16 protein-coding genes are annotated in these 16,879 nt (G+C 63.4%); 10 read left to right on the top strand and 6 right to left on the bottom strand.

The window, feature by feature from the left end:
• Nucleotides 1-46: 46 nt before the first annotated feature.
• From OIS50_RS06170 to OIS50_RS06145, 6 genes are all read left to right on the top strand, one after another.
• Nucleotides 47-1,069, top strand: a complete 1,023-nt coding sequence (locus OIS50_RS06170; RefSeq protein WP_264693447.1) for a potassium channel family protein — start codon at nt 47-49, stop codon at nt 1,067-1,069.
• Nucleotides 1,070-1,258: 189 nt separating this feature from the next.
• A complete protein-coding gene (locus OIS50_RS06165) occupies nt 1,259-2,455 on the top strand; it encodes a glycosyltransferase family 4 protein (protein WP_264693446.1) in 1,197 nt (398 codons plus the stop codon).
• Nucleotides 2,452-3,645 carry a glycosyltransferase gene (locus OIS50_RS06160; RefSeq protein ID WP_264693445.1) on the top strand — a complete coding sequence of 398 codons (1,194 nt, stop codon included), beginning with the start codon at nt 2,452-2,454 and terminating at the stop codon, nt 3,643-3,645. Before OIS50_RS06165 ends, OIS50_RS06160 begins: the two co-directional genes overlap by 4 nt.
• A gap of 229 nt (nt 3,646-3,874) precedes the next feature.
• Nucleotides 3,875-5,140, top strand: a complete 1,266-nt coding sequence (locus tag OIS50_RS06155) for a bifunctional 3,4-dihydroxy-2-butanone-4-phosphate synthase/GTP cyclohydrolase II (protein WP_264694339.1) — start codon at nt 3,875-3,877, stop codon at nt 5,138-5,140.
• A gap of 66 nt (nt 5,141-5,206) precedes the next feature.
• On the top strand, nt 5,207-6,022 hold the full coding sequence (locus OIS50_RS06150; protein ID WP_264693444.1) for a hypothetical protein: 816 nt from the start codon (nt 5,207-5,209) through the stop codon (nt 6,020-6,022).
• A 133-nt stretch (nt 6,023-6,155) separates the two neighbouring features.
• Nucleotides 6,156-6,920, top strand: coding sequence for a hypothetical protein (locus OIS50_RS06145; protein ID WP_264693443.1), 765 nt, complete (start codon nt 6,156-6,158; stop codon nt 6,918-6,920).
• 75 nt (nt 6,921-6,995) lie between these two features.
• Here the strand turns inward: OIS50_RS06145 and OIS50_RS06140 are convergent, their stop codons facing one another.
• From OIS50_RS06140 to OIS50_RS06115, 6 genes are all read right to left on the bottom strand, one after another.
• A complete protein-coding gene (locus OIS50_RS06140) occupies nt 6,996-7,772 on the bottom strand; it encodes a tetratricopeptide repeat protein (protein WP_264693442.1) in 777 nt (258 codons plus the stop codon).
• A gap of 39 nt (nt 7,773-7,811) precedes the next feature.
• Nucleotides 7,812-8,579 carry an ABC transporter permease gene (locus OIS50_RS06135; protein WP_264693441.1) on the bottom strand — a complete coding sequence of 256 codons (768 nt, stop codon included), beginning with the start codon at nt 8,577-8,579 and terminating at the stop codon, nt 7,812-7,814.
• A gap of 16 nt (nt 8,580-8,595) precedes the next feature.
• On the bottom strand, nt 8,596-9,507 hold the full coding sequence (locus tag OIS50_RS06130; RefSeq protein ID WP_264693440.1) for an ABC transporter ATP-binding protein: 912 nt from the start codon (nt 9,505-9,507) through the stop codon (nt 8,596-8,598).
• A gap of 123 nt (nt 9,508-9,630) precedes the next feature.
• Complete coding sequence (locus OIS50_RS06125) at nt 9,631-11,394, bottom strand: M14 family metallopeptidase (RefSeq protein WP_264693439.1); 1,764 nt, start codon at nt 11,392-11,394, stop codon at nt 9,631-9,633.
• 187 nt (nt 11,395-11,581) lie between these two features.
• On the bottom strand, nt 11,582-12,016 hold the full coding sequence (locus OIS50_RS06120; protein ID WP_264693438.1) for a DoxX family protein: 435 nt from the start codon (nt 12,014-12,016) through the stop codon (nt 11,582-11,584).
• A 119-nt stretch (nt 12,017-12,135) separates the two neighbouring features.
• Nucleotides 12,136-12,783: a hypothetical protein gene (locus OIS50_RS06115; RefSeq protein ID WP_264693437.1), complete on the bottom strand. Its 648-nt coding sequence runs from the start codon at nt 12,781-12,783 to the stop codon at nt 12,136-12,138.
• Nucleotides 12,784-12,933: 150 nt separating this feature from the next.
• Here OIS50_RS06115 and surE point away from each other — a divergent pair, with 150 nt between their 5' ends.
• From surE to OIS50_RS06095, 4 genes are all read left to right on the top strand, one after another.
• Entirely contained in the window at nt 12,934-13,806 is an 873-nt protein-coding gene (gene surE, locus OIS50_RS06110; RefSeq protein WP_264693436.1) for a 5'/3'-nucleotidase SurE, read from the top strand.
• 181 nt (nt 13,807-13,987) lie between these two features.
• Nucleotides 13,988-14,986 (top strand): DUF1028 domain-containing protein, encoded by a 999-nt coding sequence (locus OIS50_RS06105; protein WP_264693435.1) that lies wholly within the window; start codon nt 13,988-13,990, stop codon nt 14,984-14,986.
• A 60-nt stretch (nt 14,987-15,046) separates the two neighbouring features.
• Complete coding sequence (locus OIS50_RS06100) at nt 15,047-15,589, top strand: SixA phosphatase family protein (RefSeq protein WP_264693434.1); 543 nt, start codon at nt 15,047-15,049, stop codon at nt 15,587-15,589.
• Between the two features lie 270 nt (nt 15,590-15,859).
• Nucleotides 15,860-16,720, top strand: a complete 861-nt coding sequence (locus OIS50_RS06095; RefSeq protein WP_264693433.1) for a universal stress protein — start codon at nt 15,860-15,862, stop codon at nt 16,718-16,720.
• Nucleotides 16,721-16,879: the final 159 nt, after the last annotated feature.

Here is a 16,879-nt window from a genome sequence, read left to right as displayed (position 1 = left end):
GGCGTGTGCATAAGCGCCTCCGCCCGCTACCTTCGTGCCACGCATTATGTGGAAACGCGCCAACCTCCGCCGCCTCATGCTGGCCATTGTGTTGTCGGTGCTCAGTTTGGGCATTGGCATGGCGGGCTTCATGTACATCGAGCAGTACAACTGGCTCGAGGCGTTTTACATGACCATCATCACCATCTCCACCACGGGTTTCGGGGAGGTGCGGCCGCTTTCCGATGCCGGCCGGCTGTTCGTGTCGGGCTACATCATGTACAACCTGCTGATGGTGGCGTACCTGGTGTCGGTGCTGACGCAGTATTTGTTTGATGGCGAGCTGCGCAACTTGTTCAAGATGTTTATGACCGATCAGGAAATCCGCGCTTTTCAGGACCACGTGATTGTGTGCGGCTTTGGGCGCAACGGCAGCAAGGCGTTTCATGAGCTGCGCGCCAGCGGGGCCAAAGTGGTGGTGGTGGAGCAAAACCAGGAGCTGATGCGCCTCGCGGCCGAAACCCTGGGCGATAACGCCGTGCCCGTGGTGTTCGGCGACGCCACCCTCGACGAAACCCTGCGCCAAGCCGGCATCGAGCGGGCCCGCGCCCTTATTTCGGCCCTGCCCAAGGATGCCGACAACGTGTTCGTTACGCTTACGGCCCGCGAGCTGAACCCGCGCCTGAAAATCATTTCGCGGGCTTCGCTGAAAACCTCCGAAAGCAAGCTGATGCGCGCCGGCGCCGACTCGGTGGTGATGCCCGACGAGATTGGCGGCTCGCACATGGCCAACCTGGTGATGCGCCCCGAGGTCATTCGCTTCCTCGACATGATCAACGGCTTGGGCCCGAACCGCCTGCGCCTGGAGGAGCTGACGTTTACCGACTTACGGCATGAGCTGCGCGGCCGCTCCATCCGCGAGCTGGACATCCGCTCGCGCACCGGCGCCACCGTTATCGGCCTGAAAGACGCCGCCGGGCATTTCCTCGTCAGCCCCAGCGCCGACACGCGCCCCGGCCCCGGCGACGTGCTGCTGCTGCTCGGCACCGACGAGCAAATCCGGCGCTCCGTTATTGAGTACCGCGGGTAAGCGGCGCGGTGCCGGTGGCGGCATTGGCTGGCCTCTGGAATAATGCCGGAGGCCCGTTGCGCGTTATCAGCCGTGTTTTCGGAAATGGTTGCCTAGGTAGGGCGTGGCGCATTCGTTCGCTTGGGCTCGTTACCTTTGGCATCTGAACAGCTGTGCCTAGTCTTGAATATCCTGCAAATCTGTCCGCGAGTGCCCTTTCCGCCTACCGATGGCGGCGCCATTGCCATGTACGACGTGGCGGCGGGCCTAACGCGGGCGGGGCACCGCGTAACGGTGCTGGCAGCCAACACCCCCAAGCATCACCAGTCCGATAACGTGCTGGCGCACCTAGGGCCCAACGTGCGCCTGGTAACGGTGGACGTGGACACGCGCCTGTCGCCGTTTGCGGCGCTGCGCAACCTGCTGTTCAGCCGCAAGCCCTACAACGTGGAGCGGTTTATTTCGCCCGATCTGGAAGCGCGTCTGGCGGAGCTGCTGCAGCAGGAGGTGTTTGATGTGGTGCAGATCGAAGGCACGTTCGTGTCGTGGTACGTGGAGGCCGTGCGGCGCGTGGCGCCGCAGGTGCCGGTGGTGCTCCGGGCCCACAACGTGGAGCACGAAATCTGGCACCAGCTGGCCGCCAACGAGCGTTCGACGCTGAAGGCCGGCTACCTGCGCCACCTGGCCCGCCGCCTGCGCCGCTTCGAGCAAAACTACCTGCCGCGCTTTTCGGCCATTGCCTCCATCACCGAGCCCGACCGCCAGCGCCTGCTGCAGCTGGGCTGCCCCGAGCCGGTGGTGTTTGTGCCCGCGGGCGTAAACCTGTTGCGCCTTAACCCCGATGCCAGCCTGCAGCCCCAGCCCAAAACCCTGTTCTTCCTGGGTTCGCTCGATTGGATGCCCAACCAGGAGGGGCTGCTGTGGTTTCTGGAGCAGGTGTGGCCCGAGGTGCAGCGCCGCTACCCCGCGCTGCAGCTGCACGTGGCCGGCAAAAACGCCCCCGAGCCGCTGATGCGCCGGCAGCTGCCGGGCGTGCACATGCGCGGCTTCGTGGAGTCGGCCCCGCAGTTTATGCAAGCGCACGAGCTGATGATTGTGCCGCTGCTGTCGGGCGGCGGCATGCGCGTGAAAATCATCGAGGGCATGGCCATGGGCAAGTGCATCCTGAGCACCGCCCTAGGTGCCGAGGGCATTGCCTGCCAGCCCGAGCACGACATTGTGCTGGCCGATACGCCCGCGCAGTGGATTGAGGCCATCGGCCGCTACGCCGAGGGCAGCCTCGACCACCAGCGCATCGGGGCCGAAGCCCGCCGCACCGCCACCACCATTTACGACAACGACCGCGTGGTGCAGCGCTTTGTGGAGCTGTACCAACGCGTGCTGGCGCCCGCCACCCCCCTGGCATGAACCTAGCCCTGGCCATCCTGTTGTGGGTGAGCATTGTGCTGGTAGCGCACACCTACGTGCTGTTTCCGGTGTTGCTGAGCCGCCTGGCCCGGGGCCGCAGGCAAAACCAGCAAGTGTATGCGCCGCAAAGTGCTGAACTGCCGGCGGTGGATGTGCTGCTGGCCGTGCACAACGAGGAGCAAGTAATTGAGGAAAAAATCCGCAGCACTTTCCGTACCACGTACCCGCTCGATCGGCTTACGTTCTTCATCGGCTCCGATTGCTCCTCCGACGGCACCAACGCCCTAGTAACCAAGCTGCAGGCCGAGTTTCCGCAGTTGCGCTTCGAGGCCTACACGCAGCGGCAGGGCAAGCCCGGTGTAATTGATGCGTTGTCGCGGCAGGCCACCGCCCCGGTGCTGGTGCTAACCGATGCCAACGTGTTTTTTGCACCCGATACGCTGTACCACCTCGTCAAGCACTTCCAAAACCCGCGAATCGGGCTGGTGGGCGGCAACATCATCAACCCCGAGCACCGGGCCGAGGGCATTTCGGGCCAGGAAAAAGCCTACCTCGAGCGCGAAAACCTGATTAAATACCAGGAGGGCGTAGTGTGGGGCGGCATGATGGGCGCGTTCGGCGGCTGTTTTGCCGTGCGCCGCGCCTGCTACCACCCCGCGCCGCAGGCTTTCCTGGTCGATGACTTCTACATTACCATGGCCGTGCTGCGCGATGGGTACCAGGCCATTAACGAGCTGGAGGCGGTGTGCTACGAGGACGTATCGGACCACCTGCCCGAGGAGTTCCGGCGCAAAGCCCGCATTGCGGCCGGCAACTTCCAGAACCTGCGCGCGTTTGCCGGCCTGCTGTGGCCGGTGTGGCGCGGCATTCCGTTCGCGTTCTGGTCGCATAAGGTACTGCGCTGGCTTACGCCGCTGCTGCTGCTGCTGGCCCTAGGTGCCAACGCGCTGCTGGTGGCGCGGGGCGCGCATTGGTTTTATGGCCTGATGCTGGCCGGCCAGCTGGCGCTGCCCTTGCTGCTGCTGCTCGATAAGGCCCTGAAGCAAGCGGGCGTGCACTTGCGGCTGTTGCGCTTCATCACGCACTTCTACAGCATGAACGCGGCGCTGGCCCTGGGTTTCTGGCGCTACGTGCGCGGCATTCGGACAACGGTGTGGCAGCCCACGCAGCGCTTTCAGCAGGCGAGGTAGGGCAGGGCTTTGCGGCTGATTTTCGGCGCGTAGCCTTGGTCGGGCCCGCGTCCCTAGGTGCCCGGCCGCAACATAAGCCCGGGCACCTAGGCCGCAGGGCGCAGTTTTCGGGAACCGAAACGCCCGCCCAAACGATGACAAAGGCGGCGCCTGTGTAACTTCGCCCGGCCGCTGATGGTTGTCAGCCCGAAAACCACTTCCGACCGGTTCCCCGGGGCCGGCCGCTCATATCCTGCAAGCCATGCTTGACCCCATCGAAGACGCCATTGCCGACATCCGCGCCGGTAAAGTGGTAGTAGTTGTGGACGACGAAGACCGCGAGAATGAAGGCGACTTTATTTGCGCAGCCCGTTGCGCCACGCCCGAAGTCATCAACTTTATGGCCACCCACGGCCGCGGCCTGGTGTGTGCCCCGCTAATTGAAGACCGTTGCGAGGAGCTGGGGCTGGAGCTGATGGTAGGCCGCAACACGGCGCTGCACGCCACGCCCTTCACGGTATCCGTGGATTTGCTGAAAAACGGCGTAACCACCGGCATTTCGGCCTCCGACCGCAGCAAAACCATCCTGGCCCTCATCGACCCCGACACCAAGCCCGAGGAGCTGGGCAAGCCGGGGCACATTTTTCCGCTGAAAGCCCGCAAAGAAGGCGTGCTGCGCCGCGCCGGCCACACCGAAGCCGCCATCGACCTGGCCCGCCTGGCGGGTTTCGAGCCGGCCGGGGTGCTGGTGGAAATCCTGAAGGAGGACGGCGAAATGGCCCGCCTGGCCGAGCTGCGCGAAATTGCCAACCGCTGGGGGCTGAAGCTGATTTCGGTGCAAGACCTGATTCAGTACCGCCTCAAGCAGGAAAGCCTCATCGACCGCGAAATTTCGGTGAAGATGCCCACCCAGTGGGGCGACTTCGACCTGATTGCCTACACCCAGCGCAGCACCGGCGCCCAGCACCTGGCCCTGGTAAAAGGCGACATTTCGGGCGACGAGCCGGTGCTCGTGCGCGTGCACTCCTCGTGCGTAACCGGCGACATCTTCGGCTCGTGCCGCTGCGACTGCGGCCCGCAGCTGCACCACGCCATGGAGCAGATTGAGCGCGAAGGCCGCGGCGTGTTGCTGTACATGAACCAGGAGGGCCGCGGCATTGGCTTGCTCAACAAGCTGCGCGCCTACAAGCTGCAGGAGCAAGGCCGCGACACCGTGGAGGCCAACCTGGAGCTGGGCTTCGGCATGGATGAGCGTGACTACGGCGTGGGCGCCCAAATCCTGCGCGACCTGGGCCTGCACAAGCTGCACCTGCTCACCAACAACCCCCGCAAGCGCACCGGCCTCATCGGCTACGGCCTCGAAATCGTGGACACGGTGGCCATTGAAGTAACGCCCAACGAACACAACGAGCGGTACCTGACCACCAAGCGCGACAAGCTGGGCCATACCATCCTGACCAAGGACCGCGGCCCGCACCCGGCCCAGGCGGCCGCCGAAGCGCTGCCGGCCGAGTAATTCCATATCCAACTCACCCCAGCGCGGGTAGGCGGAGCGTTTTCTTTGTTGTATATTAATACTGCTATGAAAACGCTCCGCCTACCCGCGCGCCTTTTGGGGGTGCTCTGTTTAGCTGGCTGGTTGGCTGCGCCCCGTGCCCTAGGTCAGCGCAACCTGGTGCAGCAGTTTGATGCCGCTACGGTAGTGCTTACCTCCGGCGACACTTTGCGCGGCCCCGCCGCCCTGCACACCGACCGCGACGTGCTGCTGATGAGTATGCCCGACAACTCGGTACGCACGGTGGCGGCGCTGGCCGTAACCAGCTTTGCTACCCGCGGCGAGCAAGCCCAGCCGGCTAACTACTTCGATCAGTACTACGACTTTTACGACGCCCGGCGCGGGTATTTCTACGGCAACCCGGGCTGGGGGCCACTGCCCGTGCAAGCCCGCCACCAACGGCCCGATACGGCCCGGGTACGGGTGTTCCGGACCTTCCGCTGGAACCGCGGCAACGATTACTCCGATTTCCGTTCGCCGGCCTTTTTCGAGCAGCTGAGCCGCGGCCCGGTGCTGCTCCTGCGCCGCGAGTCCCTCATCGAACGCCCCGTTTCCGCCGCCGACCCCATGTTTCGGCCCTACTACGCTTACGCGCCCATAGCGGCGTTGCCGCGGGGCACCATGGGCTACTACACCACCATCCGCGACCAGTTTTTCCTGGGCACGCCCGAGGGTAACGTGGTGATGCTGCGCAACCCCCGGCGCGATTTGCTGGCCTATTTTCGGCCCGAAGCCGACCGCATCGAGCGTTACGCCAAACAACACCGCCTCAGCTTTAGCGAGGCCCACGAGCTGGCGTTTATCGTGAACTACGCCAACTCGCTGCGCCACCCGGCGCCCTAGGTGACGAGCGTTTAACTCCGGATGAGCAGCTGCGGCGGGCCCATTAGCGAAACCAATGCGGTACGCATGGCACTATTGTTGAGCTTAGTTTAATTACGTTTTTACCTTCAATACCTCAATACTAAGCTCGCTTATGCGTCAAACGTTTACTTTTCTATTGCTTAGCGGGTTGGCTTTATGCAGCGCCAGGGTTTGTGCCCAAACGCAGCTGATTCAGCACTTTGCCGGCTCAACGGTTATCACCACCACTGGCGACACCCTGCGCGGGCCACTGGTGCTGCACGTTGATAAAAACGTGCTGATGGTAACCATGCCGGACGGGGCCATCAAAACCTTTCCAGCTTCGTCAATAGCGGTGTTTGCCGTAAAAGGTAGCCTGTCGCATTACAATGCTGATCCTCAATCCAAGCAGCTTAACCGGCAGATGCGTGGCGGCTCGCCTTGGGAAATGACGGCCGATCATCCGGCATTCATTCCCAAACACCACATAGGTAAGTTTGATACAACCGAAGTTCGCGTTTACCGGACGTATTTGTGGCAGAAAAAGCGGGCATACACGCGGCCAACGCCGGTCTTTTTCGAAGAACTGGTAACCGGCCCTGTTAGCCTGTTGCAACGCGAGATGTTGGTGTTGGGCAACCCGAATGGCCTTTACTCCGTCGCGCGTGCCAAGATGCCGATGGCCGGCGAAACCAGGCCGAAATTGTACCTGTACACCAAGGATAAATTTGTGCAGCTGGTGCACCCCAAAAGTCAACTAAAAAAACACTACGGCCAGCAGGCCAAGCAATTGATTCAGTACGCCCGGGCAAACAACCTCACTTTTGTATTCCCGCACCACCTAGCGCAGATCATTGCCTATTCGAACTCGCTGGCGGCAAGCGCCAAAAACGAATAGCCGGGCACAAACGGCTTCGTTGCCTGCTCCAAACACAAAGCCCTAGGTGAACAACCTAGGGCTTTGTGTTTGGGGTTACTTGCTGTTGCACCCGCACGACCAACGCTGCGGGCCTTTATCGGTGCTGAACTCGATGTTCAGCTGCGACACTTTCTCGCCCGGCGCGAAGGTGGTTTTGGGCTTGCCGGCTTCGGCGAAGTAGCCGGTAATCCAGATGAGCTGGCGAGTTTGGGCGTTGTAGGTGTAGCGGCCGCTGGCGCTGCCATCGAGGTAGCGGTAGGTACCGTTGGCATTCAGCTCGAACGCGCCTTTGGGTACGGAGGTAAAGCGTTGGCTGGCGGCGTCCCAGTTGTCGAAAGAGCAGGTATACACGCCGTACACCAGCGGCGCGGCGGCCACGGGCGCGCTGAAGGCGGTGTTTCTGGCCGCGGCTTCGGCCTCGGCGCGGGCGCGGAGGGCGGCGGCCGCACGTGCGCGCACGGCCGCCGCCTCGGCCTCGGCCTTGCTGCGGGCACCATCGGCGCCTTTTTCGCGGGTGTCAATCAGGGCCAGGTACTCGGTAGCGCGGGGTTTCAGGCCGGCGTCGAGCTCGGTAGCTTTGGCCAGGGCGGTGCGGGCTTCGGCATAGCGGCCCAGCTCGGTGTAGCACTGGCCCAGGAGCAGCTGCGCCTCGGCATGGTTGGGTGCGCTGCGGCTTACGGCCTCGAAGCGGCGGGCGGCGTTGTCGAAGTTTTTGGCAGCAAATAATTCGCGGCCTGCTTTCAGGTCGGCCTCGGGCGTGCCGGGGGCCTGCGCAGCCGCTGCGAGCGAAACAGTGAGCAAGGTGCCCGTGAGTAAAGCTGCTAAACGCATACCAGCAAGAAGGAAAAAGTGAGGCCGTAAAGGTAGGGGCTAAAGGTCGCGGGTGCGCAGTAAATATGCCCCCAGCAGCCAGCAAAGCCCCACATAACCGAGGGCAACTACCGCTGCCTGCGCCGGAGGCAAAGCGCCCGTGGGCCCAAGCATGGTATCGAGGGCTTGCGCAAACGGCGAGGGCGTGAGCATATCCAGCGCCTTAATGGGCAGAAAGCGGTCGATGGCATCGGGCAAAAAGTATCGGATAAGCCGCTCCACCACCCACACGTACAGCAGCAGCGCCACAATTGCCGGCGTGCTTTTGCGGATAAGCAAGGCCAGCAAAGCCGCAATCGAAAGGTAGCCCAGTAGCTGGATGGCGTAGAGCGCCAAGGGCTCGGCCGCGCCCACCAACACGTTGGCCATAGTGGCATCGGGGTTGCGCGTGAGGCCGAAAAACACGCCCGCACCGAGTACCGAAAGCATACCCCACAGCGTGAGCAGCAGGGCTACCAGCAGCTTATCGAGCAGTAACTGCCCGCGCGACGTGCCATCGATAAGCTGCTGCCGGAAGGTGCGGTACTGAAACTCGTCGGTTATCAGCATAATCAGCAAAAAGGCCGGCAACAAGGAGAAGTAGCCGGCTATGTAGGCCAGCTTGGCCCACATGCCGGGCAAGGCGTACAGGGCGGCACCTAGGGTTTGGCCGTTTACCATAACGCCGCCCGCGCCGGCCACGGTGGCGGCCAGCAAAGCGCTGAACAGCAACAAAATAACCCACGCCGTGCGGTAGGGCAGCAGCTTGCGAAGTTCGGTTCGGAGCATAAAAAGCAAGGCCGGGTTAGGATTTCTGGATGATCTGCAGGAACTCGGCTTCGAGGCTGCGGCGCTCGGTGCTGAGGTGGGCCAGCACCAGGCCTTGCGTAAAGAGCGCCTGGTTGAGGTCGGCGGCGGAGTAGCCGTTGGCAAGGGCAAGGCTGCAGGCGCCGTTGGGCAGGGTTTGCACATCGTGCACAAAGGGCAGGCTGGCCAGGGCTTGGGCCAAGGCTCCGGACGCGGCCTCGGCACCTAAGCGCAGGTGCACGCGGTCGGTAGCGGCCAGGATATTGCCCACCGGGCCCGAGGCACGTAGCTGGCCTTGGTGCATCACGCCTACGTGGGTACACACTTTTTGCACCTCATCGAGCAAGTGGCTGGCCAGGATAATGGTTTTGCCCTCGGCGGCCAGGCGCAGGATAAGCGCGCGTACATCGGCAATGCCCTGCGGATCGAGGCCGTTGGTGGGCTCGTCGAGCACCAGCACCTCGGGGTGGCCTAGCAATGCCGAGGCCAAAGCCAGGCGCTGTTTCATGCCCAGCGAAAACCCGCGCACCGGCTCGTGCTGGCGGTTGGCCAGCTCCACGGTTTCCAGCGCTGCCTGAATGGCTGCCGCACCGGCTCGCTTGATATCGGCGGCGATTTGCAGGTTTTGCCGGGCGCTCAGGTACGGGAAAAAGTTAGGTGTTTCGAGCAGCGCCCCCACGCGCCGGCGGGCTGCCGCCGTGGGTGCCTGCCCAAACCAGCTTACGGTGCCAGCCGAGGCATGCAGCACACCTAGGGCAATGCCCAGGGTAGTGGTTTTGCCGCTGCCGTTGGGCCCGAGCAAGCCAAAAACGCTGCCCCGCGGTACGGCCAGCGTTAGATCGTGCAGGGCTTTGGTGCGGCCGTAATGCTTGGAGAGGTGCTGCAAGTCGAGAACAGATTCGGCAACCACTGGCGGGGAATTGAGGTGATGGGAATTATATGGCGGTGCTCGGCGCCAAACGCGGCAGTGCGGTACCGCGCTGTTTTGCATGGCCGGCTGCTTCGGGCGCACCACGCTTAGCGCTGCACGCGGTTACTCCACGGGCAGGCTGCCGCCCTGCCAACGGGCCACGGGGTAGCGCAGGTGGGTGGGCTCGTAATTGGCGGACTGGCGGTATACCCAGTCGAGCTGCGCGGCCGCACTTTGGGCAAACGCCGGATCGGCTTTTTTGCGGGCTTCCAGCTGCTGGCGCAGCTCGGGCTTTTGGCGCAGCAGCTCGGCGGCTACATCCTCAAACACATAGTCGGAGAAGTACTCCTTCTGCTGCAGAATGCTGTCGAAGAAGCCCCACGCGAAGTACGAGTCGGTGGCTTGCGGCTCCAGGGTTTCCACGGCCAGGCGGTTCTGGGGCTGGTTCAGCCACACCACGTAGTCGCCGCGGCGGAAGGCTACGCTGCGCTGCGCGGGCCGCACGCGCACCTGGTTGTGCACGTAGTGGCCCTCGTAGGGGCGCTGACCGGTTTTATAATCCTCAATAAAGTACACCTCCGTGGTAAGGGTGGTGTCGCGGGTGAGGCGCTGCAACTGCAGGCCGCCGCGTTGGAGCCGCTCAATTACTTCGCCCCAGGCCTGCGGCACCAGGTAGGCCCTAGGTGCCGTGGCTTGCACCGTGGGGCGGAAGGTGTTGTAGTAAGGTATGGCCTTCGTGAACGGGGCTTTGCGGTCGTAGTACAAGCGGGGCTGGCCGCTTACCTCGCTGGGCTTGGTTTTGCCTTCGTAACCCCGGAAGCTGAGGGTTTCGGCCTGGGTAGTATCGAGCTGCCAGGCCAGGGCAAACTGCCGTTGCGCGGCGGTTTGGCGGTCGGCTTCGGCGCGGGCCGTGGCAATGGCGGCCGCATCGGTGTTTACCTGGCCGAGCAGCACCTGCAGAAAGTCGTACGTGGCCTGCACGCGCGGCTTGTAGGCCTTCAGCATGTGGGTTTCGGTAACGAAACCAACCGTGTTGAAAAGCGTGGCGTAGCCGGTGGAGTAGCGCGGTGTTTCCAGGAAGCCCTGCAAGCCGCGGGCATCGGGCGTGCGGCCTTCAAAGTCGACGTAGGGCGTGAGGGGCCACTTTTTCTTTTCCATGCCGCCGTACAGCGCGGGCAACAGGCGCTTGGTCAGGTACTCGCTCAGGGCCGGGTGCAGCTTGTCTTTCTGCGTGGCAATCAGCGTCATGGTGTACTGATAGTCGGCGCCGTTGGAGGTGTGGGTGTCCACGAACACCTCGGGCTGCCATTTCCGGAACAGCTCGGCAAACGTGCGGGCATTGCGCGAATCCTGCTTGATGTAGTCGCGGTTCAGATCGAGGTTGCGGGCATTGCCCCGGAAACCGTACTCCCTAGGTCCGTTTTGGTTGGCCCGGGTGGTGGAGTTGCGGCTGAGCGCGCCATCGACGTTGTAGATGGGAATGATGACCACCGTTACGTTTCGCAGCAGCGGGCGCAGCTTTTTCAGCTGCACCAGGTCGCGGGCCAGCATCATGGAGGCATCAATGCCCTCCGGCTCGCCCGGGTGAATGCCGTTCTGGATGAGCAGCACGCGCCGGTTTTTCTGGCGGGTGCTGGCGGGGTCGGCGTCGCCGTCGGCCGAAATCACCACCTCGTGCAGGGGCAGGCCCACGTCGGTCGAGCCGGTTTCGCGCACCTTTATTTCGGGGTAAGCCGCGGCCAGCCGCTGGTAGTAGGCAATGCACTCGGCGTAGGTAGCGGTGGTGTTGCCGTCGCCTTTTTCGAAAGGCGTACGCCAGTCGGGTTTGGGGTCGGCAGCAGGGGAGGAGGCCAGCAGGCCCGCGGCCAGGAGCAGCGTGGTGAGCATGGAGCAGTGGAGGTTGGAAGCGGCAAGATGCCAAGGTTGCAGCAAACCAGCGGCCGCGCGCAGCCCTAGGTAGGCCATGGCCGGGCAGAAGCCGGGAGGCGTCAAAAACAAAGCCCACGCTAGGCGCAGGCTTTGGCTTTAGTTATAACCTTAGTAGTAAACTGTTTGCTGGGCAGGAGCTGAAGCTTTAGTACAGGCGGCGGCGCGGCGGAAACAGCATCTGATCGGCGCTGTATTTGCCCGGCCCGATCAGCAGCAGCCCCAGAAACACGATGCCCGACTCCACGGCGTGCGAGTAGCCGGCGAAGCCCTCGCCCATAGCAATGTGCGAGAAAGCGGCCACCACCATCGTGAGCAGCAGCATTGCGCACGCCACCCGAAACAACAGCCCCAGCGCCAGCAGCTGCCCGCCGATGGTTTCGGCTACGGCGGCAGCAAAGCCCCAGGCGGCGGGGGCCACGGTAATGCCAAAGTGTTTCATGGCGCTGCCCACGGCAACCCATTTTTCGGGGCCGCCCATCAGCTTGGGGTAGCCATGCAGGGTGAACATTACGCCCAGGCCAACGCGCAGGATCAGCAGGCCTATATCGGCGTAGCGGTAACGGTTTTCGAACAGCGGCATCAGGTGAAAAAAGCGGTGTGGTAAACGCCCGGCGCTGCCCGACTGTGCGTGCTTCTGGCAGGGCCTTCGCCGCCAAAGTACATAATCGTTTGCTGATTCTCACGCCCAGGCCTAGCACCCTAGCGGAAAAGTATAACCCCAACGATTGGCGTGGCGGGCGGAATGTCTTCTTTGCGCAATTGGCCCGTGGCGGGCAGGTTGCGGGCGTCGAGCACCCAGCTGGCGTTCAGCCGCTCCGAAACGGCCACCACGCCCGCTTCCGTCCGCTCGATCGTCTGGATGCCGTAGGCCCGGCGGGCTTCGCCGTAGGTGCCGCCCACGCCAATGGCCTCGGCGGTGCGGTAGCGCGCGTCGCGCACCTGCACGCGCCACAGGCGGTAGCCTTCCTCGTCGTCGCCCACCATTTCGAGCAGCAGCGGGGCACTACCGGCCGGGGTGCCGGCAGCGCGGTATTCGTACACCGGGTAGGTAATGCCCTCGAGCGTGCGGGTGGTTTTGTGCAGGCTGCTGCCGGGTACAGCTGCCAGCAAAGCGCCCTCTTTCATGTTCAGGCGCAAGGGGCCTACGTAGCCGCGCCGAATCAGAAAGGCGCTGTCGGTGGGGGCGGTGTTGGGCCGAATGGCAGCAGAAGCGACGGCCGAATCCGAGGCAGGGCTTGGGGTAGGTTGTTGGGCGGGGGCAGCGGTTTGTTGGGTGGTGGGTTGGCGGTCGGGCTGGCAGGCGGCGAGCAACAGCGCTGCCGTCGCCAAGGTGGAGGTACGTAGCATGCCGCAAACCTACGTAACCGAGCGAGTTTGGCTGCCTGCAGCTCCCCTTGGCGCCGGCACCTAGGCGCTTAATAAAGCCGTAACCAGGCGGTATGGTAGCCGCGCCTACCTTTGCCGCCGTATTTAGTGCCGACCAACCAAGCTTTTGCCGTGAGTAACGCTGCCCCTTCCATACCGCTTATTCTGATTTCCAACGACGACAGCATTGCGGCGCCGGGCATTGCCGTGCTGGTGCGCGTGATGCAGCGCCTGGGCGAAGTGGTGGTGGTGGCGCCGTCTTCGCCGCAATCGGGCATGGGCCACGCCATTACGCTGGCCGAGCCGCTGCGCCTCGACCGCAGCCACCTCTTCGCAGGGCTGGAGGCGTACACTTGCTCGGGCACGCCCGCCGACTGCGTAAAAATTGCCAAACACATGGTGCTGAAGGACCGCCGCCCCGACCTCGTAGTATCGGGCGTGAACCACGGCTCGAACGCCTCGGTGAACGTAATTTACTCCGGAACCATGTCGGCGGCTATTGAAGCGGCCATTGAAGGCCTGCCGGCTATCGGCTTCTCGTTGTGCGACTTTTCGCACCAGGCCGACTTCTCGCACGCCGAGCCCTGGATTGAGCACATTGCCCGCGAGGCCCTGGCCAAAGGCATTCCGGCGGGTACGGCCCTGAACGTAAACATTCCCAAAAAATCGGACGACCCGATTGTGGGTGCCCGCCTGTGCCGGCAAGCCAAAGCCAAGTGGCAGGAGGAGTTCGACACCCGCCAGGACCCCTACAACCGGCCGTACTACTGGGTACTGGGCAACTTCCTGAACGAAGACCACGGCGAGGACACCGACGAGTGGGCACTGGCCCACAACTACATCAGCATTGTGCCCTGCCAGTTCGACCTGACGGCCCACCACCACCTGCAAAGCCTGCACGCCGCCTGGCAAATGCAGCTGCCGGGCCGCCCCACGCCGGCCGAGCCTGCCCAGCCGCACCCCGTAAGCCCCGGCGACTACGGCCCCGCCAACCCGCAGGGCTAATGGGCACCTAGGGCCACGGGCCCCCTTTACGCTACACGCGCTTGCTCCCGAGGCAGGCGCGTGTTTTGGTTTGGCGCGGGCAGTAGCCCGGGCGTGTAGTTGCCGATGCCCGCCTGGCTTCTATCTTCAGCCCGGCATTTGGTGCCATTTCACCTTCCCATTCTCCCATCAGTCACTGCACATGTTCCACCGCGGCATATTCACGTTTTTTAGCTTGCTGCTGCTGAGCCTTACCGGTTACGCCCAGCAGGTTTTTTCGAAGCAAGAGCCCTTTGCGCATACCTATTCCATTGTGGCCCGCGACCCCAAAACCGGCGACCTGGCCGTGGCGGTGCAAAGCCACTGGTTTTCGGTGGGCACAGCTGTGTCGTGGGCCGAGGCCGGGGTAGGCGCCGTGGCCACGCAGTCGTTCACCAACAAGTCGTTTGGCATGCGCGGGTTGGCCTTGCTGAAAAGCGGCAAAACGGCCCAGCAAGCCCTCGACGAACTGCTTTCGACCGATGAAGGCCGCGACGTGCGCCAGGTAGCCATCGTCGATAACAAAGGCAACGTGGCCACGCACACCGGCAAAAAATGCGTTGATATGGCCGGCCACCAGCAGGGCAAGCAATTTTCGGTGCAGGCCAACATGATGCTCTCCGACAAAGTATGGCCGGCCATGGCCAAGGCTTTTGAGCAGAGCGAAGGCCAGCCGCTGGCCGAGCGGATGCTGGCCGCCCTGGATGCCGCCCAGGCGCAAGGCGGCGACATTCGGGGCCGGCAATCGGCGGCTTTGCTGGTGGTGCGCGGCCAGGCCAGCCAAACGCCCTGGGACGACCGCCTCGTGGATTTGCGCGTCGACGACAACCCCGAGCCGCTGAAAGAGCTGCGCCGCCTGCTGAGGCTGCAACGGGCCTACGACCACATGAACGCCGGCGACCTGGCCGTGGAAAAAAACGACATGCCTACGGCCGTGCGCGAGTACCAAACCGCCGAGCAGGCCTTTCCGCAGAACCTCGAAATGCGCTACTGGCACGCCATTACCCTGGCCAACAAAGGCCAGGTAGCCGAAGCCAAAAAGATGCTGCAGCCCATCTTTAAGCAAGATGCCAACTGGCGCACCCTCACCGAGCGCCTGCCCAAAGTAGGCCTGCTGACAGTGTCGGCGCAGGAACTGCAGCAAATTTTGCGCTTGAAATGATGCGTCCTGGCCCAGGCGGCTGCGTCTGTTGAGTTCCATACCCCAAAAAAACTGACCGCTATGTTTTCTGCGCTCCGCACCATGTGCCTGTTGCCGCTGCTGTTTGGCACCGTAGCCTCTACGGCCCCCGAGCCCGCCAAACCCAAAATTACCACCGTGTACGTGGTGCGCCACGCCGAAAAAGCCACCGAGCAAAACCCCCAAGACCCGCCCCTGACGCCCGCCGGCCAGGCCCGCGCCCGGGCTCTGGCCGAGGTGCTGCGCAAGGCGCCCATCGTGGCGGTGTACTCCACCAACACCCGCCGCACCAAGGATACTGCCACGCCGCTGGCCGAGGCTAAAAAGCGCACCATCGAGCCCTACGAAGGCAACGCGCCCGGTTTAGCCGCTTTGGCCGCCCGCATCCGGCAAACGCCGCAAGGCAAGGCCGTGCTGGTGGTGGGGCACTCCAATACCATTCTGGAAACCGTGGAGGCCCTAGGTGCGCCGCGCCCCGTACCCACCATCGGCGACGATGAGTTCAGCTACCTGCTGGAGGTGAAGCTGCCCGCCAGCGGCGGCCCGGCCACGGCCACGGCCCGGCACTATGGCGGCGGCAAGTAGGCACCGGGGCACCTAGGGAAAGCCTGCCGAACCATAGCATGTGCAGAGGCCGCGAATCAGACCAACTGATTCGCGGCCTTTCCATTTTTAGGTGATTTAGCTTGGGCGAAGAGCCGTTGCCCCAAGGCAGCCGAAAGCCAATGTGCTGTCTGTCTGGCAAGAATATTTCCGGGCTGAGATATGTCATGCCCGGGGCTGATATCCATCATGGAGTAAGCTGGGCGGGGGCTGCACCTTTGGGGCATACCTGAAACCAGGAATTACCCCGCCATGGACACCATCGTTGTTCTTACCGATTTGTCGCCGGCCGCCGAGCAGGCCCGCCGTTATGCCGCCCAGGTTGCTGCCCCGCTGGGCGCCCGCGTAGTGTTGCTACACCTCAGCCAGGAGCTGACCCTGCCGAGCAACGCCACCGAAACCTCGGCCGAAATACGCCGCACGCTGCCCGCCAAACTGCAAGCCCTGGCCGACGAAATGCTGGTGCCCACCACCGCCGAGGTGGTAGAGGGCAACTTCGACGAAGACATCGATGCGATTATCGAGCGCTACAACCCCATGCTGCTGGTGCTGGGCCTCACGCAGGCCAACAGCTACTTTGAAGCGCTGCTCTCGAACCGCGCCCTGAACATGCTACGCTACGGGGCTTGCCCCGTGGTGCTGGTGCCCGCATCGGCGGCCCTTACGCCGCCCTATCGTGTGGTGCTGGCCGTTGATGGCGAGGCGTTTACCGTGCCCCAGGCAGCCGCAGCCGTGCTCGATGAGGTGTTTACCACCTGGGCCGTTAGCCCCACGGTGGTAAACACGGTTGGCTCGGCGGCCAAGGCCAGCATTGCGGCCTTGCAGCAGGTGCAGGCCAGCGGCTTGCTGCGCGGCGAGCAGCAGCTCAACTACCAGCAGCCCGTGGTAAAAGCACCCGAAGAAGGCATTTTGCGCGTGGTAGCCGAGCAGCGCGCCAACCTGCTGGTGATGATTGCCCGCCGGCGCAGCCTGTTGGGGCAGCTGTTCCACCGCAGCGTTACCTCGCGGGTGCTGCGCAGCACCAACGTGCCGGTGCTGCTGCTGCCCGGCGACGAGGTGCCCGTGGCCGCTGAGCCTAAAACCGCCGATACCTACTTCGTGCCGCTGGTATAATTTCAATGCGGTTTTGCAACGCGCCCGGCGCGGTACCCAACGGTTTGGTTGGGCGCCGCGCCGGGCGTTTATTTGCCGCCGCCGCTGCCACCGATTCAGCTGCGCAACTCCGGTGGTACAACGTGTGTCTGTGCCCGTGGCGCCCGGTTGGCGTTTCCA

The organism is Hymenobacter sp. YIM 151858-1 (assembly GCF_025979705.1).
GTDB lineage: Bacteria > Bacteroidota > Bacteroidia > Cytophagales > Hymenobacteraceae > Solirubrum.
This window is presented reverse-complemented; position numbering and strand designations above follow the sequence as displayed.